The sequence below is a fragment of the Oceanispirochaeta sp. M1 genome (assembly GCF_003346715.1).
In the GTDB taxonomy this organism is placed as follows: Bacteria; Spirochaetota; Spirochaetia; order DSM-2461; family DSM-2461; genus Oceanispirochaeta.
On the sequence record NZ_QQPQ01000032.1, the window covers coordinates 1 to 21,610 of the forward strand.

General features: G+C 41.2%; 22 protein-coding genes. 5 read left to right on the forward strand and 17 right to left on the reverse strand.

Annotation, left to right across the window (positions count from 1 at the left end; genetic code table 11):
- Positions 1–149: 149 nt before the first annotated feature.
- The 16 genes from rplS to DV872_RS19140 form a co-directional block, all read right to left on the reverse strand.
- Positions 150–518 (reverse strand): 50S ribosomal protein L19, encoded by a 369-nt coding sequence (gene rplS / locus DV872_RS19065; RefSeq protein WP_114631555.1) that lies wholly within the window; start codon positions 516–518, stop codon positions 150–152.
- Positions 518–1,210, reverse strand: coding sequence for a tRNA (guanosine(37)-N1)-methyltransferase TrmD (gene trmD, locus DV872_RS19070; RefSeq protein WP_114631556.1), 693 nt, complete (start codon positions 1,208–1,210; stop codon positions 518–520). The genes rplS and trmD overlap by 1 nt, the downstream gene beginning before the upstream one ends.
- On the reverse strand, positions 1,207–1,707 hold the full coding sequence (gene rimM, locus DV872_RS19075) for a ribosome maturation factor RimM (protein ID WP_114631557.1): 501 nt from the start codon (positions 1,705–1,707) through the stop codon (positions 1,207–1,209). The genes trmD and rimM overlap by 4 nt, the downstream gene beginning before the upstream one ends.
- Positions 1,707–1,940 carry a KH domain-containing protein gene (locus DV872_RS19080; RefSeq protein ID WP_114631558.1) on the reverse strand — a complete coding sequence of 78 codons (234 nt, stop codon included), beginning with the start codon at positions 1,938–1,940 and terminating at the stop codon, positions 1,707–1,709. The genes rimM and DV872_RS19080 overlap by 1 nt, the downstream gene beginning before the upstream one ends.
- A 14-nt stretch (positions 1,941–1,954) precedes the next feature.
- Positions 1,955–2,206 carry a 30S ribosomal protein S16 gene (gene rpsP / locus DV872_RS19085; RefSeq protein ID WP_114631559.1) on the reverse strand — a complete coding sequence of 84 codons (252 nt, stop codon included), beginning with the start codon at positions 2,204–2,206 and terminating at the stop codon, positions 1,955–1,957.
- Positions 2,207–2,220: 14 nt separating this feature from the next.
- Entirely contained in the window at positions 2,221–3,555 is a 1,335-nt protein-coding gene (gene ffh, locus DV872_RS19090) for a signal recognition particle protein (protein ID WP_114631560.1), read from the reverse strand.
- Positions 3,556–3,666: 111 nt separating this feature from the next.
- Positions 3,667–5,109, reverse strand: coding sequence for a hypothetical protein (locus tag DV872_RS19095; RefSeq protein WP_114631561.1), 1,443 nt, complete (start codon positions 5,107–5,109; stop codon positions 3,667–3,669).
- Positions 5,099–5,491, reverse strand: a complete 393-nt coding sequence (locus tag DV872_RS19100; RefSeq protein ID WP_114631562.1) for a hypothetical protein — start codon at positions 5,489–5,491, stop codon at positions 5,099–5,101. The genes DV872_RS19095 and DV872_RS19100 overlap by 11 nt, the downstream gene beginning before the upstream one ends.
- On the reverse strand, positions 5,478–8,270 hold the full coding sequence (locus tag DV872_RS19105) for a chromosome segregation SMC family protein (RefSeq protein ID WP_114631563.1): 2,793 nt from the start codon (positions 8,268–8,270) through the stop codon (positions 5,478–5,480). The genes DV872_RS19100 and DV872_RS19105 overlap by 14 nt, the downstream gene beginning before the upstream one ends.
- Positions 8,271–8,395: 125 nt before the next feature.
- The gene (locus DV872_RS19110; RefSeq protein WP_114631564.1) at positions 8,396–8,845 is read right to left on the reverse strand and encodes a DUF3276 family protein; all 450 of its coding nucleotides are present in this window, start codon (positions 8,843–8,845) and stop codon (positions 8,396–8,398) included.
- A gap of 82 nt (positions 8,846–8,927) precedes the next feature.
- Positions 8,928–10,334 carry a VWA domain-containing protein gene (locus DV872_RS19115; protein ID WP_114631565.1) on the reverse strand — a complete coding sequence of 469 codons (1,407 nt, stop codon included), beginning with the start codon at positions 10,332–10,334 and terminating at the stop codon, positions 8,928–8,930.
- Positions 10,331–11,215 (reverse strand): FHA domain-containing protein, encoded by an 885-nt coding sequence (locus DV872_RS19120; RefSeq protein WP_114631566.1) that lies wholly within the window; start codon positions 11,213–11,215, stop codon positions 10,331–10,333. The genes DV872_RS19115 and DV872_RS19120 overlap by 4 nt, the downstream gene beginning before the upstream one ends.
- A 3-nt stretch (positions 11,216–11,218) precedes the next feature.
- Entirely contained in the window at positions 11,219–13,114 is a 1,896-nt protein-coding gene (locus DV872_RS19125; protein ID WP_114631567.1) for a serine/threonine-protein kinase, read from the reverse strand.
- The gene (locus DV872_RS19130) at positions 13,111–14,115 is read right to left on the reverse strand and encodes a metallophosphoesterase (RefSeq protein ID WP_114631568.1); all 1,005 of its coding nucleotides are present in this window, start codon (positions 14,113–14,115) and stop codon (positions 13,111–13,113) included. Before DV872_RS19130 ends, DV872_RS19125 begins: the two co-directional genes overlap by 4 nt.
- Position 14,116: 1 nt before the next feature.
- On the reverse strand, positions 14,117–14,641 hold the full coding sequence (locus tag DV872_RS19135) for a hypothetical protein (protein ID WP_114631569.1): 525 nt from the start codon (positions 14,639–14,641) through the stop codon (positions 14,117–14,119).
- A gap of 155 nt (positions 14,642–14,796) precedes the next feature.
- A complete protein-coding gene (locus DV872_RS19140; RefSeq protein ID WP_114631570.1) occupies positions 14,797–16,329 on the reverse strand; it encodes a bifunctional diguanylate cyclase/phosphodiesterase in 1,533 nt (510 codons plus the stop codon).
- 171 nt (positions 16,330–16,500) lie between these two features.
- Here DV872_RS19140 and cbiB point away from each other — a divergent pair, with 171 nt between their 5' ends.
- From cbiB to cobS, 5 genes are read left to right on the forward strand one after another with little or no spacing between them, the layout of a single operon-like run.
- Positions 16,501–17,448 (forward strand): adenosylcobinamide-phosphate synthase CbiB, encoded by a 948-nt coding sequence (gene cbiB / locus DV872_RS19145; protein ID WP_114631571.1) that lies wholly within the window; start codon positions 16,501–16,503, stop codon positions 17,446–17,448.
- On the forward strand, positions 17,424–18,476 hold the full coding sequence (locus DV872_RS19150; RefSeq protein ID WP_114631572.1) for a histidinol-phosphate transaminase: 1,053 nt from the start codon (positions 17,424–17,426) through the stop codon (positions 18,474–18,476). Before cbiB ends, DV872_RS19150 begins: the two co-directional genes overlap by 25 nt.
- Positions 18,473–19,018, forward strand: a complete 546-nt coding sequence (cobU, locus tag DV872_RS19155) for a bifunctional adenosylcobinamide kinase/adenosylcobinamide-phosphate guanylyltransferase (RefSeq protein ID WP_114631573.1) — start codon at positions 18,473–18,475, stop codon at positions 19,016–19,018. The genes DV872_RS19150 and cobU overlap by 4 nt, the downstream gene beginning before the upstream one ends.
- Positions 19,018–20,079 carry a nicotinate-nucleotide--dimethylbenzimidazole phosphoribosyltransferase gene (gene cobT, locus DV872_RS19160; RefSeq protein WP_114631574.1) on the forward strand — a complete coding sequence of 354 codons (1,062 nt, stop codon included), beginning with the start codon at positions 19,018–19,020 and terminating at the stop codon, positions 20,077–20,079. Before cobU ends, cobT begins: the two co-directional genes overlap by 1 nt.
- Complete coding sequence (cobS, locus tag DV872_RS19165) at positions 20,076–20,852, forward strand: adenosylcobinamide-GDP ribazoletransferase (RefSeq protein ID WP_114631575.1); 777 nt, start codon at positions 20,076–20,078, stop codon at positions 20,850–20,852. Before cobT ends, cobS begins: the two co-directional genes overlap by 4 nt.
- On the opposite strand, the gene DV872_RS19170 is transcribed toward cobS, so the two are convergent.
- A complete protein-coding gene (locus DV872_RS19170; protein ID WP_114631576.1) occupies positions 20,831–21,577 on the reverse strand; it encodes a hypothetical protein in 747 nt (248 codons plus the stop codon). The two genes, cobS and DV872_RS19170, sit on opposite strands and share 22 nt — an antisense overlap.
- Positions 21,578–21,610: the final 33 nt, after the last annotated feature.

Consider the following 21,610-nt stretch of genomic DNA (forward strand, 5'->3'; position numbering starts at 1 on the left):
CTGATAATGATAAAACTTGGTGACACAGGGGCAAACTAAGGTGCTGTTTATAGATTTAACATAAGAATATTCAGGAAAGGATTGTGGACCAAAAAAAGAGCTGCTGCAATTTTACTTTTGCAACAGCTCCTTCATTAACTGAAAAATGATTAGTTGGCTTTAGTTGCAGATTTTCTCTTAATCAACTCTTTAACCTTAGCGGCTTTACCAACTCTGTCACGGATATAGTAGAGCTTGGAACGTCTTACTTTTCCACATCTAATTACATCAATTTTTTCAATTTTAGGTGAGTGAATGGGGAAAATTCTCTCCACTCCGACACCATAGGAAATCTTACGAACAGTAACTGTTCTGTTGATTCCTGTATTGTTCAATGCAATAACGAGTCCTTCATAAATCTGAATTCTTTCGTTTTTACCTTCGATAATCTTAAAGTGTACCTTGATGGTATCACCAATTCTGAAGTTCTCAGCGTTATCCTTTAACTGTTCAGCTTCAACAGCGCGAATAATATCCATTACTTCATCCTCCTGTCAAATTCTACTTCATCCAGTAAATCCGGACGGTTTTTAATAGTTTTTTCCAAACGTCTTTCATGCCGCCATTTTACAATTTTAGCATGATGTCCGGATAGTAAAATGTCTGGAACTTTAATGTCCCTGAACACCTCGGGTCTTGTGTAATGAGGGTATTCCAGAAGTTTTCCCTGAAAACTTTCTTCTTTCAGAGATTCCTGGGTTATTACCCCGTCACAAAGCCGGTAAATGCTGTCAATGACTACCAATGATGCAATTTCACCGGAGGATATAACATAATCTCCAATGCAAACTTCATCATCAACATATAGATCAATGATCCTTTGGTCAATGCCCTCATACCGGCCGCATATGAGTACTATCTCTTTCTCCTGTGACAGCTCGTCGGCAATCTTCTGTGTATAACTAACTCCTGAAGGAGTAGGAAATACTGTCCGAATATCCGATGCTTTTACAGAATCAAGGGCAAGAGCAAGAGGTTCAGTCTTAAGGACCATACCCGCACCCCCGCCATACGGTGCATCATCACAGGTTCTGTGCTTATCTAAAGCAAAATCCCTGATGTTTACCAGATTGTACTCAATCAAACCCTTATCTACGGCCTTCTTCATGATAGAACTGCTGAAAAATGCTTCCACTATTTCAGGAAACAAAGTCAAAATTGTGAATTTCAATCTAAAATCCAGCCTTCAAGCAATTCTACAGTTTTCTTATCCGTATCAATCTTTCCGATAAATACCGAATTGAAGGGAACAAGTTTGCTACCTTCTTCAGTATCAACTTCAAGCAGATCATCCGATGCGGAATTAAGTATGGTACGAATCTTTCCTACCGACTTTCCTTCCAGTATCAGTTCACTACCCGCCAGATCAGCAAGATAGAATTCTCCGTCTTCAAGCTTTGACGCCAGTGTGCGGGGAACCCAAATATCCCAGCCGCTCAGCAGCTTGCCGTCTTCCGGATTATCAACCCCTTTGAGCTTTATAAGCACTTCACCACCAAGGGGAATTACTTTCTCGATCTCAAAACTACGGGTTCTTTCTTTGTTTTTCAGGGTGATCAGAGTCAAATCATAGAAATGATCATATTCACCTGAATAACTCATGATTTTAAGATAGCCCTTAATACCGTGAGTCTTTCGAACCCGGCCAATGGCTATTTCTGCTAACATTAGTCCAGAATTTCCAGCACAAACCGCTTGCCTGTCTTGTTGGCAGAAGCAGAGAGGATTGTTCGGACTGCTTTCGCAATGCGTCCGTGTTTACCTATGACTTTACCAATGTCGTCATCGGCAACTTTAAGTTCAATGATTGTAGATTTTTCACCCTCAATCATATTCACCATGACACTGTCTGAGTCATCTACGAGAGATTTTGCTATAAATTCTACTAAGTCTTTTTCCATGTCAGCTCCAGGAACTATTTAATAAAGAAGTTATTCTTGTTCAGAAGTTTACGAACAGTCAAAGTGGGCTGTGCACCCTTTTCAAGCCATTCACGAACTTTATCTTCTTTAAACTTTACCTGTTTGTCTTCAGCTTCAACAGGATGATAGTAACCCAGTTCTTCAATAGTTCTTCCGTCTCTGGGTGATCTGGAATCCATAACTACTATTCTGTAATAGGGACGCCTTTTAGCTCCCATTCTTTTTAATCTAATCTTAACCACTATTATTCTCCTACTGTTTAAGACATTCCACCAAACTGCTGCATCAGCTGAGCCTGGTATTTCTTATTTTTGCTGATTTTTTTCATCATCAGCCTCATTTTCTCAAAATTCTTGATAAGGCGGTTAACATCAGCCACAGTCGATCCGCTACCCAGGGCAATACGCCTTTTACGTGGTGGACCGATAATCCGGTGATTTCTCCTTTCCTTAAAAGTCATCGAGAGAATGATCGCCTCTTCGCGCTTCAATGCAGCTTCATCAATATCGTCTTCATTAACCTTCCCTGCCAATCCGGGAAGCATGCCGACGAGGGACTGAACACTGCCCATCTTCCGCATCCGTTGAAACTGATCCAGATAATCTTCAAGATTGAAAGTGGCCGAGGCCATCTTCTTCTGAAGTTCCAGAGCTTCTTCTTCAGAGGCTGTCTCCTGAGCCTTTTCAACCAGAGATACAATATCACCCATTCCCAAAATTCGGGAGGCGATTCTCTCAGGATAGAAAGGTTCAAGATTCTCTATCTTTTCACCGACTCCGATATACTTAATTGCTTTTCCTGTGATGCTCTTGAGGGATAGAGCCGCACCACCGCGTGTATCGGAGTCAAATTTACTTAATATAACACCTGTGAGATCCAGTTCTTCATCAAACGTCTTCGCAATATCAACGGCACTCTGCCCTGTCATTGCATCGGCAACAAGAATTGTCTCATCAGGTTTAACAGCATCTTTAATCTCACGGATCTGCTTCATCAAGTCAGCATCAATCTGAAGACGTCCGGCAGTATCAAAGATTACTGTATTAAACTGAAACTTTTTAGCGTGTTTAAGCGCATTTTTGGCCACTTTTACAGGGTTTTTCGCATCTTCTGCGTAAACTTCTACCCCGATCTGTTCTCCAAGTACCTTTAGCTGCTGAACAGCTGCAGGTCTTGCAAGGTCACAGGCAACCAGTAAGGGTCGTCTGCCTTCTGACTTAAGGCGGCTGGCCAATTTTGCCGCTGTAGTCGTTTTACCGGCACCGTTAAGTCCCAGAAACAGAATAGAAGACACAGTATCGGGACCTTTAAGCTCCAAATCCTGTTTACTGTCTCCCAGAAGACTGACCATTCGATCATAAACCAGTTTTATGAACATCTGGCTGGGATCTACGGCTTTTAATACCTTTTCACCCCGTGCTTCTTCGATAGTGCTGTTCACAAACCGGCGTACAACCCTGACGTTTACATCAGCATCAAGAAGCGCCAATTTAATTTCATTGACTGCATCTTCAATATTTTTGTCTGAGATTTTTGCCTGTCCGGAAAGCTGTCTGGACAGATCAGAAAATTTCTCTGTTAATTTTTCAAGCATATTTTATTTCAAACCTTCATTAACTATCCAGTTTTTATACAGATATTCTGAGCTTCTGTCAACAGTTGAAGACATATTTCTGAGTAATGAAAATAGAAATAAAATCATTTATCACTGTACTTTAAAATAATGCTTATTCAGGTATCTGATTCTGGATTCAGCCTTAAAGCGCTCTTCTGTCACAGGGAACTCTCTTTTAATCATAAGGTACAGCTCCATGGCAGTTTCAAGTGACTGACCTGTCCCCGGTTTTTCATAGCTCAGGGCCAGTTGATACAGTTCAGCAGCAGCCAGCTGATTAAGATCCACAGGAAGTTCTTTTACTTCTGCTACAGATTCTTCAACGGGGAGGGCAATCACTTCAGATTCCACGGATGAAACTGCTTCCTGATCACCAGGAGCTGTATTTATTGCAGCATCACCGTCAGTTTCTATTTGTTCCGGTTTAAGATCAGTTACAGTAGGGGGAGTCTCTTCTTCTACATTGCTGTTACGTTCTGCAGCTCCCGTCCTTTCAGGGCTATTACTTTTATCTATGCTTAAAACTTTCTGTTCAGATTCGCCTTTCAGCAAATCCTGCTTCATAAAGACAAGATCTGCATTATATTCACCGCTGTTCTTCACAGTGAATGCAAAACGGGTTCTTCCTGAGGCGGGGTCGTATGATTTATCACGAAGTTTCAGTTCAGAACTGCCGCTGCTGGAAAGGAAGACCCAGCCGGTCCCCTGCAGATTAATTATCAATTTTCCTGATGAATCTGTACTGAGATTATAATCACTTTCACTTATGGGAGTATTTTCTGCAACTGATGCAGGAGCCGGTACAGCTTCTTCCCTTACAGGTTCCGGACTCTCATCTGCTGCAATTAATGGAACAGGTTCTGTGTTTTCCACTGTCACTTCTTCTACAACAATAACCGGTTCTTCTATTCTACTGTTAGGTCTCTCCTCATCTTTGTCCGCCTTAATTACAAGAGGGAGAAGAGGATTTGAGAGAATTTCATCCATTTCTGACGGCAGTTCATCATTTATGACTTTATTTTCAGTCTTATTATATTCCATAAGACCGTCGGTTATATCTGTTTCAGGAGCTGCCGGCAACTCTTTCTCAATTACAACGGTCTCAGTTATTACAGGCTCCAAAGGAAATACTATATCGGGAATATCTTCTGATGTTTCCACCGTCTCAGGTTCTGACTCTGTGTATTCTATTTTCTCTGGCTGTTCATCGGGAACAAGCTCTTCCGGAGGAACAGGTCTGGATTTCATTCCGCCTCTTGGAGGTATGCTTTTATGAGTAGTCTCCTCATCTTCCAGATTCTCTTCCCATTCTGGTTCCTGTTCAGGTTCCTCTATAAATTCTGATGAATCATCAGATACCGTATCAGGAGATATATCAGCCTGTTGTTGGCCCTCAGAGCCTTGCGGGACATCAGCTGTTGTTTCTTCTGTTGAATCACTTTGAGTCTGCTCAGGAGCTTCCTCGGTTGTTTTACAGGAGAATAACAGAATAAAGCAGATGAGTAGAAAGGAGAGTCTGTTCTTATGGTGCATTTTTGAGAATATCCCATACCAGTTTATGATTGGCTTCAGTAAAGTAATCAATATCCGAGGCATCCGGTTCGATCCAGAGTCTGGATACTTCTTCTTCAGTCCATTTAAAGTTTTTATTTCTATAAAGATCCATTGAGAGATCAAGCTCCTCAATAACCTCGGGATAAAGCAGTTCACTGCGGTTTCTTATCTGTGTTGTCTGATTAAGTCTGGCCGTATCGTAGGCCATTTTCCTCTGTTCCATGGCATTCACAGATTGGTCTTCCATATAATCTCTCAGGACAAGAATTCCAACAATCACAAAAATCAGAAGGAGTGTTGATCCTCCGATTATGAGAAAGACTTTCTTATTGATTGAACTGAGAAACTTAGGAAGCTTCATTGGCAGATTCTCCTATCTTCATGGCTATCAGTTTGGATACTCCAGACTCCTGCATGGTTATACCCAGCAGTGTCTTGGCACCTGTTACAGTTTTCTTATTATGTGTGATGACAATAAACTGTGATTCAGCACCAAAGTCCATCAGCACATTGATAAAACGCTGAATATTTGCTTCATCCAGTGCTGCATCAATTTCATCAAGGATACAGAATGGTGAAGGTTTAACTTTGTATGTGGCAAAAAGGAGGGCTACTCCAGTCAGGGAACGTTCTCCACCTGACAACAAAGAAATGTTCTCCAGTTTCTTACCGGGAGGCTGAGCATAAATTTCAATTCCAGATTCAAGGATATTTTCCGGATCAAGAAGTTTCAGTTCAGCCCGGCCTCCACCGAACATTCTTCTGAAAACATCATTGAAATTCTTTTTTATTTCATTGTATGTCTTCTGGAACAGAGCGGCAGACTCTTTTTTTATTTCACTGGTAACCTGTCTCAGATGATCTTTTGCGGTTCGAAGGTCTTCCAGTTGATTATTCAGAAAATCATAGCGTTCTTTGACTTCAGAAAATTCCTCGGGAGCCATCAGGTTGACTTGTCCCAGGGCTCTCAGTTTGTCCCGTGTTGTGGAATAGTCTTTTTTCATATCCTGCCGGTTTTTATTAAGACCGGGCAGCCGATCAAGATAATTTTTTATATCCGAAGAGTTATTTTCAATGAAATTCTGGCAGAGATCCTGAAGATCTGTAGAGATATGCTGATGTTCAAGACTGACTTTTTCAAGATTCAGCAGCAGTTTCTGGAGGTCGCTGTTTTTCTTTTTAAGAGCACCCTCTTCTCCGCTGACATCTTTTGTTCTGCTCTGTATTGATTTTTCAAGATTTTTAAGTTTTTTTAGAAGTTCCTTTTTTGACTCATCATGAGCGTTCATCTGATTCTGAGAAGCCGTGATTTTGTTCAGAATCTCTTTGCCCCTCTCTTTGACTCTTTTAATTTCATCGAGATTGACACCTATCTGCTCTTCTATGCCCCGTATCTCTTTCTGAAGAGCGGCAATACCATCTTCAATAGCAGTAATCTGAGTGGCCATGCGGGCCTTGTTTACCCTGAGTTCTTCAAGTGTATTTCTGAATTGCTGAATTTTGCTGTTGAGCTGTCTGGATTCTTCGGTTTTATTCTGAACAGTCTCCCTGAATTTTTTAAGATTCAGTGTTATAGATTCAAGTTCATCATCGATGTCTCTTTTTTTACTGATAATACCGCTGGGAGCAAGAAATTCCTCAAGGAAATCAGGAAGAGCATCAGCCAGCTTATGAATGGATTCTTCTAAAGAGACCAGACCTGCCTGAAAATCTTTCAGAATCTGTACACCCGAATCCCATATTTCAGAATCGTCTTTTCCATGTCCCACACGTGAGGAATCATCAAAAAGTCTTATTTTACCTTCCAGCTGAATCTGAACAGTCTTGAGTTTAGATACAACATTCTCTTCAAGTTCTTTTTTCTTCTTTATTGAAAAACCGGAATCCTTGAGTCCCTGATCAAGCTGATGTACAATATTGTCAGTCAGATTTCTGAGTTTAAGCTGAAGGCTTTCTCTGTCTTTCTCACCCTGCACTATTCTTTCTTCAGTCTCTTTGATGATGCGGTTATTCTCATCAATCCCCGTTTCGGCGGATTTAATATTCCTTTCAAAGTTAATGATATTATTTTCCAGGTCTTTCAGTTGATCCCGAAATCCCTGAAGAGAGTCTTTTCTGGTTCTTTCTTCTTTCTGAAGGCCCTCTTTTTTGTCGAGAAGGTCTTTCTCTTTCTGAGCGAGTCCCTGATGCTGCTTATCCAGCTCAGTCTGCTGTTCATTGAACATTTTGATTCTGTCAGCCAGATTCTCTTTTTCCAGATCAAGTCCGTAAAGTTGTTTCTGGTCTTCAATCAGTTCATTCTCCATTGAATTGACGGCATCAAGATTGCTGGCCAGATTTCCATTGAGCTGGAGTATTTCTCCTTCAATCTGTTGCTTCTTTTCAAGTTCGCTGTTTTTCTGACTATCTTTCTTTTCCTGCTGTTCTGTGAGCTGACTGAAGCGCAGGAGTTGCAGGTCTATATCAATTGAGGAGAGCTCTTCACGCAGCTGTCTGTATACAAGAGTTTTTTCAGACTGTTTTCTGAGAGTTTCATAATTCTTGCGAACTTCGCTGAGGATATTTTCAACCTGGACCATATTTTCTTCTGTCCGTTTCAGTTTTCTTTCGGCTTCACTGCCCTTCATCTTGAAACGGGTGATACCGGCGGCTTCTTCGAAGAGATATCGTCTTTCTTCGGGTTTATTTGATAGAACCTGATCAATTTTACCCTGTTCCATGATCGAATAAGCGGATTTGCCTATTCCTGTATCATAAAAGATCTCTTTCAGTTCACGGAGCTTCACCAGAGTATTGTTGACAAAGTATTCGCTGTCTCCATTTCTGTAGAGTCTTCTTTTAATGGAAATTTCTGCAAGGTCGAGATCAAGATAGTTTTCCTCGTTGGAAATAACCAATGTAACTTCTGCCACATTGAGGGCTTTACGGGCATCCGTACCATTGAAGATAACATCCTCCATCTTCTCGGCACGCATATTTTTTGTAGACTGTTCACCCAGTACCCATTTCATTGCGTCTACTATATTACTTTTCCCGCAGCCGTTTGGCCCCAGGAGTGCTGTTATTCCGTCGGTGAAATCAATTTGGGTTCTGTCTGCAAAAGACTTGAAGCCCATCAGTTCAATGCGTTTAAGAAACACATATCCTCCAGTTGTTTAAGGGTTTGTTGATAACACTTAAATATATCACATGCTGAAAATTTGGTCAGGACTTATTTATAATAAAAACCCGCCTTATGGCGGGTTAAATGTAAGTAAGTGTTCTTTTAAGCTCTTTTCATATGAGAAGCAGCCTGGTCATAACCTTCAAGGAAAACATCCAGGTTCCTTTTAAAGACCCTGATTGAAACATTTTCATAATTTTCATCAGAACCGACACGGCTTTCTGAAACTATGAGATACAGTTCCCTGTTTTTTGCTGCCTTGACTGTAAATTTGTATTTTCTCTTACCGGAACCTGTTTTAAGTTCATGTTCCCAGTCAGGAACCTCAGCTTTGAGTTTTGTAACGGCAGTTTCAAGTATTTCGCTGAATTTAGCATAATCTTCAGAATATACAATCAGTGAAAAGCGGACAAACCGGTCATCCTTTTTTTTACTCTCTACCAGATTAAGAAAAAGATCTCCATAACGGTTTTCCTTTACATTAAAAAAATAGGTTAGACCCCCGTCTTCAACAAAACGTTTTAAAGTAAAGATTTCGCCTCTCTGTCCCATTGTATATTCCTTCTCTTGTGATGTGTGAAGTGGATCATATCGGAATTAGCTTGTAATGACAAGATCCACTTGAGCTGCATTATCAATCTTCAGCTGGCTCATCAAAAATGATCATAGTTCCTTCGCTGCGGATTACATCACCTGCTTCCAGTTCACGGTTAATCACAGTCTTGTTATTAACCATTATTTCATGATCTGCCTTCAACTGATATTTCCCGTCGGAGTCCTTAATAATTGTTATACCAGTCTCATCACTGTCCTTATTCTCAAATTCAGATTCGTCCATAATCTGTGTTTGATCCCGGCTTACGGCTATCATGGTTTTATCGTGACTGATCTGTATGACTGTTTTATCTGAGTCATCAGCTGCCAGCACTTCCAGGTGTGGAAAACTATAGATTTTTTCAAAGGGCGTTCTGTGAATGATAAAAACAAGAAGAACTGCAAGGGCTGAGAGTATACAGTAGACCCACCACGGCAGTGTCGGGGACAGTCCCCAGAATATCTCCCATAGGAAGGTGAATTCCGAACTGCTTTCCCGGTCTCCCAGTGAAACTTTTATGCTGCGTTCTCTTGCAGCGCTTACACCGGGTTTGTAGCTCAACCTGAATTCGTTGTTTATCCGGCTGTGAATTTCCTTGTATGCTGTGAGGAGTTCATTTCTTGATGAGGCTGTATAAGATAGTCCTCCTGTTTTTCTGCTGAGGGCTGTAAGGTCACTGTCGCTGTCTCTTGCGTAATGGATTGTATAGAGAGTGATCCCTCTCTTCTGCATCTCTTTCTCAAGATCGCGGAGTTCCAGCAGCTCATTTCCAAACAAAGGATGAGGCTCCTTTCGATTTTCACTGTAAGTATAGTTTTCTCCATCTGAGAGAAGAATCAGAACCTTACGGCCCTTTCGCATACTCAGTTGATCAGACGCTGTTTTCATGGCTCTGTAAAGTTCTGTGTATGAGTCTTCGGCTGTTGGACGGATTATTCCGTCAAGGGATGAAAGAAGCTTTGTACGGCTGTCGGTAAAAGATGTGAGGGTCTCAATATTCGTATTGAAACTGACAATAGAGATATTGTCTTTATAGTCAGTTGTGGCTGAAAATAGATCCTGCAAAGCTTTCAAAACAAAATGGATTCTCTGCTCATCCTTTTTATCTGTGGGTTTTGCAGAGAGGGTATCGTACATGCTTCCTGAATTATCCAGCAGCAGAGTGAATGAAATCTGATCCTGATTGACCCCGTTGAACTGCAGATCAATGAGATCTTCAGTTATCCAGTCTTCCGAGGATCTTTCTTTTTCAAAAAGTGAAAAATCATTCAATTCAGGCATTTCATTCACTTGAAGCTCAGAGCTATCCTCAAGAGACACATATATGTGGATATTCCCGTTTACAAGCATTTCACTGCTGTCCACACCTGTGACAGAGATATTCTGCTGGGAATAGAGGGGAATTAAAAATAAAACAAGACTGAGGAGTGTAATTATTTTTTTCATTGTCTTACCTCATAGAGGAACTTACTGTTTCCGATTTTTATCACATCATCATATTTCAGACTGCAGTTCTCTACATAATCATCATTAACAAGAACTCTGAAATTATTCTCAGCCTGCAATATTATCTCCATACCTTTACGCTTCAGTGATACAGCAATACCGGGAACTTTATCACTTCCGGAAATGCTTATGTCACAGCCTGGATGGCTCCCCATTCTTGTCCTTTTCTGATTGATCAGATATTTACGACCCTTGCTGGTTCCATTGAGTACCCGGAATACACCGGGTGATGTTTTAACTTCAATCAGGATTGTTAAAAGAGCTGTTCCCATTGTCATAATCATAAATCCGGGAAGTTTGAGCCAGCTGTCGGCAGGAAAAAAGAGCATGGCTCCCTCAACAATTGCACCACCGGCAATTCCGCCTGTAAGACCGGCAATAATTCCAGCCTGTATTTTCTGACTTGACCGGGCTCTAAGCCCTTCTGCTGTACCTATAAACATTCCCATAATGGCCCAGCTGATAATACGGGCGGCAAAATATGAATTTCTATAGGATTCGGGCAGAACGGAGTCCGGCAGGATCAGATTAAAAAAGAACTGTCCGGCTATGGCTCCGATCATTCCTCCCGCGAAGCCCCAGACGAGACCCATAGTCCACTCTCTATTTATCTTAGAGCTGTTCTTATGAAGTATTCCCTCAATAGATGCTATTACTGCAGTCATTGCTGCAGTACTGAGACCACCTGTGGCAAGAAGCAGTACCGTATAAGACGGGAAACTCTCCTGCAGGGACAGTATCAGTTCAAGAACAGACCAGCCGAGAATGGCCGCCGTCAGTCCCATGCATAGTGAAACAATATATCTTCCACTGGAATTCATGATTTACTCCTCAACCAGGATTTCCCTGGTTTTATCATTTTCAGTTTTTAATTCAATTATCAGTACTTTCTCTTCTCCTGATATGATTGTCACTTCGGAGCTGCTCCTGATTTTTCCCTTAATAAACTCCAGCTCATATACTCCGGGTGTCAGGGGAAGAGATTTAAGATTTTTTAATAGAGAGGTATTCATCATCTGGGATACGATTCCTCCCGATGGGACTGTGCTCTGTCCGTTGATCAGTACTTTCAGTCCATCTTCCTTAAGAGAATCAGTACTTTTAAGTCTTAAAAAGCCCTCTAAAGGAATCAGTCTTGTTTCAAGATGTAGTTCATCCTGATGTTTTTTCAGTCCCAGGTCATAGGTCAGAGGATAATACCCTTCAGCACTTATTCTGAAGTTATAGGCTCTCCCCGTGATAAGGGGAGTTTCCAGTTCCTCTATTGGAATATAACTATTATTGATTTCAACTGATATCGCAGCTTTACTGTTAAGGTCCGCCCCGTCTGATCGGCTCCTGACATTCAGGCTGACTTTGAGCTCTTCAGGAGTTGATGAGGGAAGATCAAGCATCAGAATATCCAGGGCTCCCGGTTTTATCAGAAATCCCCGACTGTTGAAGGGCTTGATAAATATATTCTGCCAATAGACCCTGGATGCTGTTGTGGTCTTGATCCAGTAAGCACCGGTAGGGAGAAAGGTCCTGGGAGATTCAATAATAATTGAACCGTCTTCCCGCTCTTTAGATGCCTTGTAGCGAAAGGTACTCAGTATACTGTCACCTATTCTCCCTTCTTCATCGGGAAATACACTTGTTTCAAAATTGTATTCATCAGGATAATATTCCGGTGAATATATCTCCTGCTTCAGATAGAATCCACCATAGCTGTCTGCATATATTGTTCTGTAATGATATCCAAGGCTGTACAGTGTAAATCCTGCTATCCCGAGAATCGCAATGATCGACAGAGGGATCAGAATCCCCTTCTTTATAGATCGGTTTTTGCTGCTTCCAGCAGGACGTCTCTCTTTATCATTGACCAGTAATATCAGATCCTCTTTTATCCCTTCAATGTCGGAGTTCTTGTACCATTTTTCAAGCTTCTTCAGGATAAGGGCAACCGAATCTGCTCTCTTTTTTGGATTGGACTGAACTGATTTTCGAATAAACCAGTTGATGGATCTGGGAAGAGAGGGATTTGCTTTTCTGACAGCCGTATACTTACCTTTCTGGATTTTAAAGAGAGTCTCGGGTGTCATTTTTCCGGGATACGGTTTTTTACCGGTTACCATTTCATAGAGCATGATTCCCAGAGAATAGATATCAGCCTTGAATGTTACATTTCGTGAGTCATCATACTGCTCAGGAGCCATGTACGAGGGGGTCCCCAGGGCCATCCCCTCTTTTGTAAGAGAATCATCCTCTTCTTCAGACTGGGCGATACCGAAGTCCACAAGTTTGATCTCGCCGGTTTTTGACAGTAGAATATTCGCCGGTTTGATATCTCTGTGAACTACCTGATTTCTGTGTGCATAATCCAGGGCTTTGCAGGCATTATAGAAAATGTAGATTGCTTCATCATAACGGAGATATCTCTCTTTTTTCAGAATCAGATCTACAGATTTTCCATCTACCAGTTCCTGAACGATATAATAGGCCGAGGCATTCTTGAAATGATCATAAACTCTCACAATATTTTCATTGCTGAATTCCATCATTATTTTGGCTTCGCGCCTGAATCTTTCAATCAGGTGCTCATTGGAGCTGAACGTCAGTTTTTTCAGAACAACAGGTTTTTCCAATGTGGGATGGGTTCCCTTGAAAACAGCCCCCATTCCGCCTTCTGCAATTTTTTCCTGAATCTGATATTTCCCTATCTTTGTAGGTATACGGCTCATAAAGGAAGCCTCCTAATCTGTTGCAGATCAACAATATTCAGTTCCGGATCGAAATCTGTAGATTGATCTGTATATAAAACGACATGTCTGTCGGGGTTATGTATCTGGATATATTTTCCTGAGGCTCTCAGTCTGTAAAGAGACTTAATCGTTCTGTGCCCGCCGACACAGTATGCAAAGTCACGGTTGAATCTGGTAGAGTAATCCTCAAGGATTTCTTCAACACTCCCCTCTTCAGCCTGATCATTGGCAGTCCAGGTCAGTCCCAGCTTAACACTGTTATTATCATAAATATTAATTATTTCCTCAGGATGATAATAGCTTTCAGGTTCGGCATGAGAGATAATCAGTTCCTTGCCCAGGGCCATAAACGGAAGGGAATGTTCATATTCTGCATAATCATACATGAAATCCGGACCCATAAACTTTTCTGTCCATGATCTGACCATTTCACCCTCATAAACAAATTTTCCGAATGGATGATTACCCCGTCCCTCTTCATTAAGAATATTTTCATGATTTCCTTTAAGGAAAAAGAAATGATCGGGACAGTTTGTTTTCAGAAGCATTATCATCTGCATCAATCCCAGGCTTTCAGCCATTTCCTGATCCATGTTTTTATGCTTTCTGAAATTAGTTCTGTATTCACTCAGAGCCTTCTGCCATCTCTTATATGCACGTCTTTCGGCATGAAATCCGTCTCCCACACAAAGAATCTGCAAAGATCCTTCTTCCAGGCGTTCAAGTACTGTTCCATCATCTGTCTCTTTCATAAGCAGAGAATAGAGGAAGTCCTTTCTGGCATGCAGGTCGGGAAGAACTATGAGGGGTATTTCCTGATGTAGAAAGAGTAGACCTCCAGGTCTGTTTTCTATATCCCGCGGCCGGATAAAAGAATCCTGATTTTCAATACTTTCCTGAACGGCCTGCAGCTGTTCCATAATAAGCTGTACTGAGTCTGGTCCTTTTGCATTGGCTATTCTGAATAATTCTTTTTTCATTTCAGTCCGGTATGATTGTGTTGTTAATACTTACAAACTCTTTTGTCATGATCCTTGTAGCGTCTTCAAGCTGTTTAGTCTGACTGGCGGCGGGGCCGCTGTTCATAAGAGCGATCTTATATACGGGAGAACTTCTTTTAAAAGACCCGCCGGAAAAGGATGCTTCTTTATCAAGTTTGACAGCACTTTTTAGTATCATGTTGTCTTCAAGAAGCTTTTCCGGTACATCTTTTCTCTCTCCTATACTGGCATAAATTATCTGTCTTGAACCATCCTCGGAAGCAGGACCGGCACCCAGAATAGATCCTGAAAATGTAAGGAGAATAAAGGCCCTTCTTTCATCTTTTCTGATCTCTGTTTCGATGGTCATATGGTAAGTTTTTACCTGTTTCATAAAAATTTTCTCTTTTTTATGCCAGGCACGGCTGAGAGATTTTATATACTTGTCTCCCGGCTCTCCATATTTTTCCGCAAGCAGCTGCAGATGTTCCAAAACATCCGGGTGTATGTCCTTTATGAGTGCCATCAGGGTACTCTCCTTATGATCTATTATATCCTCTGAAATACTATTAACATCATGAATACATGAATTAATAAGCAAAATGCCGGGTTTATTATTGAATTATTAACTTTAAACTGATCTTTGATTGGATGTAATAGGCTGAAAGGTATAAAGGACGGTCAGGACTTCTCTTTCCAGGCGCTCACAGAGAACTCTTTATTTAAGATCTGATCTCTGTATTTTATAAACTCTGTATCCGAAAGAGCTTTTGAGAAATAGAATCCCTGGAATGTTCTACAGCCCAGTTCAACAAGAATCTTAAGCTGTTCAAGAGTTTCAACTCCTTCAACAATCAGATCCAGATTAAGTTCATTAATAAAGTAGAGGATTCCCTTAAGTATGGAGTGGTCCAGATTATTTTCAGTAATTTTGCTGACAAAGGATTTATCAATTTTAACTGTATCCACGGGAAGATCTTTCAGGTAGTTGAGAGAAGAGTAACCAGTTCCGAAATCATCGAGGGAAATATGAAAACCAGCCTCTCTAAGCTGATTCAATTTTTCAATTGCATTTATTGGATTGTCAATCAGACTGTTTTCTGTCAGCTCTATTTTCAGCTGGGAAGGATCAAGATCATAATTGTCTGTCATCCTCTCTATTGTTTCCACAAGCTCAGGATTATAAAACTGACGGGGAGAAACATTGACTGAAATCTGAACATCTTTAGCTTCTGATTCCTGCCATTTCTGTAGCTGTCTGGCAGCACTGAAAAGAACCCAGTTCCCCAATGGGATGATAAGCCCGGTCTCCTCTGCAAGGGGAATAAAATCATCAGGATTGATTCCCCCTTTTTCAGGATGATTCCAGCGGATCAGGGATTCAGCTTTGACATCAATAACCTTAAAGCTGTTTTCACTGACATCAATTGTAATAATCGGTTGAAAATTAAGATAGAACTGCTTATCAATTTCTTTAATAGCCTGTACTTCCAGGGCCTTGATGATGCTGTTCTGCAGTTCCATCTTCTGGATAACCAGATCGCTGATCTCTTCAGTATATATGGTGTAGCTGAGTTTCTGCTTGAAAGCATAGCTTAATGCAATATCGGAGTTATGAAGCAGAGTATTTCTATCAAGTCCATGCTTAGGATAGATGGAAACCCCGCAACTCGTATCTATGGTTAAGTTATATCCTGAAAAGATATGTGGTCGTTTGAGTTCCTCATTCAGAAGCTGAAGAAACATATGCAGACGGCTCTCATCACCAATATCCTGGTATATGATAAGAAATTCATCTTCACGTGTATGATAAACAACATTTTCCATACCGCTGATTTCTATAAGCCGAACTCCTATCTGATATAGAACCCACTCACTGATGGACGGCTTAAGGGCTTTGTTAATTGCTTCAAAACTTTCATTCAGTTTAAGAAGAATGAAAGCCATGGGATTCATATTATTTTCTTCCACTCTCTTATCAAGAAGCAGATTGATATCTTCATTGGCCTGAACATGATTTGGAAGACCGGTTTTATGATTCAAGACAACCCTTTTCTGGAGATCACTGTTTTCTTTTTTAAGATTTGTCAGCCCAGTCGCAAGGTCTCCCAGTTGGATGACCATTGTTTCCCGCTCTTCGTTTAGCGAAAGGACAAGAGAAATGAGTTCTTTGGAGCTTAGGGTCTCAAGTTTTTTTATATCGTCTTTATTCATATTTTAGCATGTACTGTGAAATAGTAGATTTCTTACACAATTACATAGTACATGTATAGGAAAATATAATCAAACATAATAAATAAACTTAACCAGACTACATATACGATTTCTTCCAATTAATCATAAGAAAAAACAATGAACTTTTCATAATTAATGATATAAGAAATTATGTCAGAATTGATTATTGCAGCAGCTATTTTATGGGATTTCCTTTTTTCGGAGCCCCCTTCCTTTATTCACCCAACGGTATGGATGGGAAAGTTTATTTCCGGAAGCTGGAAAATTAAACCTTTCACAGCAAAAACAGGTGAATTTCTCTGGGGTTTCCTGATTGTTATCAGCGGAATTTTCATTTTTGGAGGAGTCCCGTTCCTTTTGATCAGAATTCTCCCATCAGAGAATCATCTTATATTGTTCCTGATCAGCATCCCCCTCCTTAAGGTCTCTTTTTCACTAAAATATCTATTCAGAAGTGCCCGAGAAATACGGGATCAGCTTGTCGAGGGCAATCTTAACGAGGCCCGACGACTGACTTCATATCATCTGGTAAGCAGAAATACTGATAATTTAAGTCCTGAGGAGATAAGCTCCTGTGTTATTGAATCTGTTTCTGAAAACATAACTGACAGTTTTACTTCTCCCATCTTTTTCTTTTTGGCAGCCGGACTTCCCGGCTGCTGGGCCTATCGTTTTATCAACACTTCAGATGCCATGATAGCTTATAGAAATGAGGAATTTGAGTGGGGAGGAAAGTTTACAGCATGGTGTGACAGTCTGCTGAACTGGATTCCAGCCCGATTAACAGCTCTTATGATTGTAAGTGCATCTTTTTTATATCCAGGTGCGTCCGGAAGAAAAAGCTGGAAATATCTTGTAAGGGACAGGAATAACACAGCAAGTCCCAATGCTGGATGGACCATGTCTGCCATGTCGGGAGCCATTTCAGTAAGGCTTGAAAAAAAGAATGAATATACACTGGGCGGCGATGAAGAGCTGCCCGGTCCGGGAAAGATAGATATATCTCTAGGGATTACATTATTATCCCTGTTACTGACACTTTTACTTCTACTGGCAATATTTAAGGGGGGATTATGGCTTCTGAACATGGTGGTCTGAACTATTATGAATTACGAGAAAACGGAATCAATCCAGATGATGTTATAGATTTCAGCGTAAGCATTAATCCTGAACCACTGCCTGAAACAGTTTTAAAAGCTATCAGGGAGTCTAGAATCACCAGATATCCTGATTCTGCCTGCAGCCTCCTGAGAGAAAAGATTGCCGAATTCAATGATGTTGATACTGATGAAATTCTAGTGGTCAACGGTACATCTCAGGGGATGTTTTTAATTGTCTCCTCACTTATGAAAGAAAACGAGGCGGTATGCATTGTACAGCCGACCTACAGTGAATATGAGGATGCCTGCAGGCTGAAAACATCCAATATTATTGAGATTTATATGGATGATTCAGATGATTTTCTTATTGAGGCCGAAAAAATTATCTCTACATTGAAAAAAGAAAAACCCGCACTACTCTGGCTCTGCTCTCCTAATAATCCAACAGGCCGTTATATGGAAGAGGATAATTTTGAAAAAATCCGACAAGCCTGTATTAAAAGCGGAACAATTATGATTCTGGATGAAGCCTATGTCTGTTTCGTGCTTTCAGAAAAACGTTATAACCCTCTGAGAGACAATGTTATTGTGCTTCGTTCTATGACTAAGGATTTCAGTATTCCCGGTCTGAGGCTTGGTTATTTAATGGCCGAATCAAGGCTGATCAAAACAATAAAAAAATGGCAGCCTGAATGGAGTATCAGCGCCCCTGCACAGGATGCCGGAGTCGCCAGTTATGATGAAATTGCCTACTTCCAGGAAAGCTGGGGAAAAACAGCACAACGCAGGGAGCATATGAGGGATGAGCTTAAATCCATGGGACTCAAGGTTTATAACAGTTGTTCAAACTTTTTTTTGGTAGATGTAGATAACATGGAAACTTTAAAGGCACATTTATGGAAGGATCTGATTCTTGTAAGGGACTGTGCTTCATTTAAATTGAAAAATACAATCAGAATAGGTGTAAGAACTGAAAAAGATAATAGGAAACTGCTCAGCAGTATCAGGGAGTATCTGAAAAAATGATATTAATTCTAGGAGGAGCCAAATCGGGTAAAACAGCCTATGCTGAAAATGCGGCTGCAGAACTGGCTCTGAAAAATAATGGACGGGTCATATACCTGGCAAGCGCTCAGGCCTGGGATGATGAGATGAAACTCAGAATAAAAAGACACCGGGAATCAAGACCGGAGAATTGGATCACCCTGGAAGAAACCCTGTCTGTACCAGAAAAGATCCTTGAGTTTCAGGCGAAAAAGGGAGATGTCATTCTTTTTGACTGTCTGACCCTGTGGCTCACAAACCTTCTAATGGAACTGGGTGATGATTTTAAACAGATTGAAGCCGAGGAACTTATATCCCGCAGAGTTTCAGATTTTATTAAAGCATTGGACGATTTTCCCGGGGAAATCATTGTCGTTTCCAACCTGGTAGAACAGGGGCTGGTCTCGCCAAACTTTCTCGGACGGATATTTCAGGAACTCTGCGGCAGATCTCATCAGACACTGGCGGCTTCAGCATCAGAGGTTTATCATGTAATTGCCGGACTGGCTCAGAGGCTAAAATAATGAATAAGACTGAGTTGTCAGATCTATTGAAAACAATATCATCACTTGATTCCAATATTATGAAGGATATAGAGAAGCGCTGGGATTCACTGACCAAACCGCCTCAGAGCCTTGGAAAACTTGAAACTTTGATTACCAGGCTCGGAGGGGTACAGAAGACCCGGGAGCCGGTCATTGATAAAAGAACAATTCTCTGTTTTGCTGCGGACCATGGTGTCGTAGCCGAAGGGGTCTCCCCTTCAAAACAGGTGGTTACAGCGGAGATGGTTATGAATTTTCTCAATGGCGGAGCAGCCATCTCTGTTCTGTCAGACTGCTGTGGTTGTGAATTAAAAGTATTTAATACTGGTATGGTTCATAAGGTTGAGGATCCCCGTGTGATACAGGCTCCCATTGCACTGGGAACAGCTAATATGCGACGGACAAGAGCAATGACCGAAGAACAGGTCCTTCAGGCCTTGAGTACAGGTTTTGAAGCTGCCCGGGTTGAAATCAATGCCGGTCGCAATCTTCTTCTCTGCGGTGAAATGGGTGTTGGTAATACGACATCAGCCAGTGCTATTTATGCAGCCCTTACAGGAATTGATCCACATAAGATCACCGGTACGGGTGCAGGTCTTCCAAGGGCCAGGGTTGATCATAAAGCTCAGGTTATCATTGAAACACTAAAGCTTCACAACCCTGATTCTGCAGATCCAATGGATATACTCTCTGCTGTCGGCGGTTTTGAACTTGCCGCTATGTGCGGAGTTATGCTGGCAGGCGCAGTATACGGTTGTGCTGTTCTGGTAGACGGTTTTATTTCCGGTGCTTCAGCCCTGCTGGCAATGCAGTTTAACCCCTTAGTAAAGGACTATCTTTTCTTTTCTCATCAATCAGGTGAAGACGGTTTTGCGGAAATCTGCAGGATTTATCAAATAGACCCTCTTGTAGATCTGAATATGCGTCTGGGAGAGGGCACAGGAGCCGTAATGATTCTTCCCCTGATTGATAATGCTCTCAGTTGTTATTACAAAATGGCCACATTTGCTGAAGCGGGTGTTACCGAGATTTTAATATGATTGCAAAACTTTTTTATGCTCTTAGATTTATGACCTCACTGCCCCTTCCCTGGAAGGAGAATGAGGATCTTGTTCAGGTTTCCCGCGCTTCGGGTATGTTCCCCTTTGTTGGTCTGATTATCGGGTTTCTCTTACTGGCTGTTCAATATTTTTCTGCTTTTATATTTTCCGGGGTGACAACAGCTCTTCTGCAGACCATTGCCTGGGTCATTATCACCGGAGGGCTTCATCTGGATGGACTCTCAGATACTATTGATGGCCTGGGAAGCAGGCGTGAACGGGAGCGAATGCTTGAGATCATGAAAGACAGTCATATCGGAGCCTTCGGCGCTCTGGCTCTTGTGCTGCAAATGCTGCTGAAAACAGCATTGTGTTATGAACTTAATCTGATTGATCCGGCATTGATTCTGCTGGTACCTGTCACGGCCCGCTGGGGACAGCTGATTGTCATACGTTCTTTCAAACCTGCAAGAAAAGACGGGATGGGACGCTTTTTTCAGGAGCATATGAGGCTTCGTGAAATGTCTCTGGGAATTATTACAGTTCTGGCTGTTTATGTGTTATCAGAAAATACTCTTATGCTGCCTCTACTGTTTATTCACGCGGCTGCAGTCTATTTAATGGGTCATAACATATCAAAGAAGCTTGGAGGCCTTACAGGTGATGTATACGGCTTTATATGTGAAACAGGAGAGGACCTTATATTAGTTCTAGTGCTGATTGCTTCAGCACTGATCAGTTCTGCAGGTATTCAATTTCCACCCATTTTCTGAATGATCTCATCCATACCCATTTCAAGGGATGTGAAAATAAAATTAAAAATATTATCTTTCTCTGATTCATCAAGATCAAAAACTGCAATATAGATTTTCTTGCCACCGATCATTCTGCTCAGTTCAACTTTACCATGAACAGTTATCTCATAGACTCCCACTTTCAGTTTCATATCGGAAAAACTCTTACCCACAAGATGTTCCATATCCTTGTCTGATGAAAATGAGAGGGCTTTGGGACTAATATCATGCATCCCTTCAGAATAATCATTTCCTTCTACAGTAAAGCTGATTGTGCTTAGATACTTATCAAAATTGCCGTAGCGGACATACTCTCTTTTACCATGAGCGTTTCCTTCTGTGAGAATCCTGTTCAAATCGGAATAAACTTCCTCATCAGGCCTGTTTAATGCAATATAATCCCTGACCTTATCAGCGAAGCTTACACTCTCATTGAAAATTGTATAGACCATAAGATTTTTAAATTCTTCCTGTTTAAGAATCTTATCGGTAAAAGTGCTGAATCCGTCATCTTCATAGGGGTAATCAGTATTGATAACGAGTATGGAATCAGGATAGGCGGAGAGTATTTTCAGTAGAGACACTGTACTGTTCAGTTTGTAAATCTCAAAACCTTCTCTGAAAAGCCCTGTAATAATATTTTTTGAAAAGTCGTGGGGCGGATATAGAAAAAATACTTTTTTCCCAAGATCAAATGACTGCATGATAACTCCCTTAAAGATCTATAATACTATATT

What these genes read in the sequence shown, in the direction of transcription:
- rplS (WP_114631555.1), bottom strand. Translation starts at nt 518, where the DNA reads ATGGATATTATTCGCGCTGTTGAAGCTGAACAGTTAAAGGATAACGCT.
- rimM (WP_114631557.1), bottom strand. Translation starts at nt 1,707, where the DNA reads ATGTTAGCAGAAATAGCCATTGGCCGGGTTCGAAAGACTCACGGTATT.
- DV872_RS19080 (WP_114631558.1), bottom strand. Translation starts at nt 1,940, where the DNA reads ATGGAAAAAGACTTAGTAGAATTTATAGCAAAATCTCTCGTAGATGAC.
- ffh (WP_114631560.1), bottom strand. Translation starts at nt 3,555, where the DNA reads ATGCTTGAAAAATTAACAGAGAAATTTTCTGATCTGTCCAGACAGCTT.
- DV872_RS19095 (WP_114631561.1), bottom strand. Translation starts at nt 5,109, where the DNA reads ATGCACCATAAGAACAGACTCTCCTTTCTACTCATCTGCTTTATTCTG.
- DV872_RS19100 (WP_114631562.1), bottom strand. Translation starts at nt 5,491, where the DNA reads ATGAAGCTTCCTAAGTTTCTCAGTTCAATCAATAAGAAAGTCTTTCTC.
- DV872_RS19110 (WP_114631564.1), bottom strand. Translation starts at nt 8,845, where the DNA reads ATGGGACAGAGAGGCGAAATCTTTACTTTAAAACGTTTTGTTGAAGAC.
- DV872_RS19115 (WP_114631565.1), bottom strand. Translation starts at nt 10,334, where the DNA reads ATGAAAAAAATAATTACACTCCTCAGTCTTGTTTTATTTTTAATTCCC.
- DV872_RS19120 (WP_114631566.1), bottom strand. Translation starts at nt 11,215, where the DNA reads ATGAATTCCAGTGGAAGATATATTGTTTCACTATGCATGGGACTGACG.
- DV872_RS19125 (WP_114631567.1), bottom strand. Translation starts at nt 13,114, where the DNA reads ATGAGCCGTATACCTACAAAGATAGGGAAATATCAGATTCAGGAAAAA.
- DV872_RS19130 (WP_114631568.1), bottom strand. Translation starts at nt 14,115, where the DNA reads ATGAAAAAAGAATTATTCAGAATAGCCAATGCAAAAGGACCAGACTCA.
- DV872_RS19135 (WP_114631569.1), bottom strand. Translation starts at nt 14,641, where the DNA reads ATGGCACTCATAAAGGACATACACCCGGATGTTTTGGAACATCTGCAG.
- DV872_RS19140 (WP_114631570.1), bottom strand. Translation starts at nt 16,329, where the DNA reads ATGAATAAAGACGATATAAAAAAACTTGAGACCCTAAGCTCCAAAGAA.
- cbiB (WP_114631571.1), top strand. Translation starts at nt 16,501, where the DNA reads ATGTCAGAATTGATTATTGCAGCAGCTATTTTATGGGATTTCCTTTTT.
- DV872_RS19150 (WP_114631572.1), top strand. Translation starts at nt 17,424, where the DNA reads ATGGCTTCTGAACATGGTGGTCTGAACTATTATGAATTACGAGAAAAC.
- cobU (WP_114631573.1), top strand. Translation starts at nt 18,473, where the DNA reads ATGATATTAATTCTAGGAGGAGCCAAATCGGGTAAAACAGCCTATGCT.
- cobT (WP_114631574.1), top strand. Translation starts at nt 19,018, where the DNA reads ATGAATAAGACTGAGTTGTCAGATCTATTGAAAACAATATCATCACTT.
- cobS (WP_114631575.1), top strand. Translation starts at nt 20,076, where the DNA reads ATGATTGCAAAACTTTTTTATGCTCTTAGATTTATGACCTCACTGCCC.
- DV872_RS19170 (WP_114631576.1), bottom strand. Translation starts at nt 21,577, where the DNA reads ATGCAGTCATTTGATCTTGGGAAAAAAGTATTTTTTCTATATCCGCCC.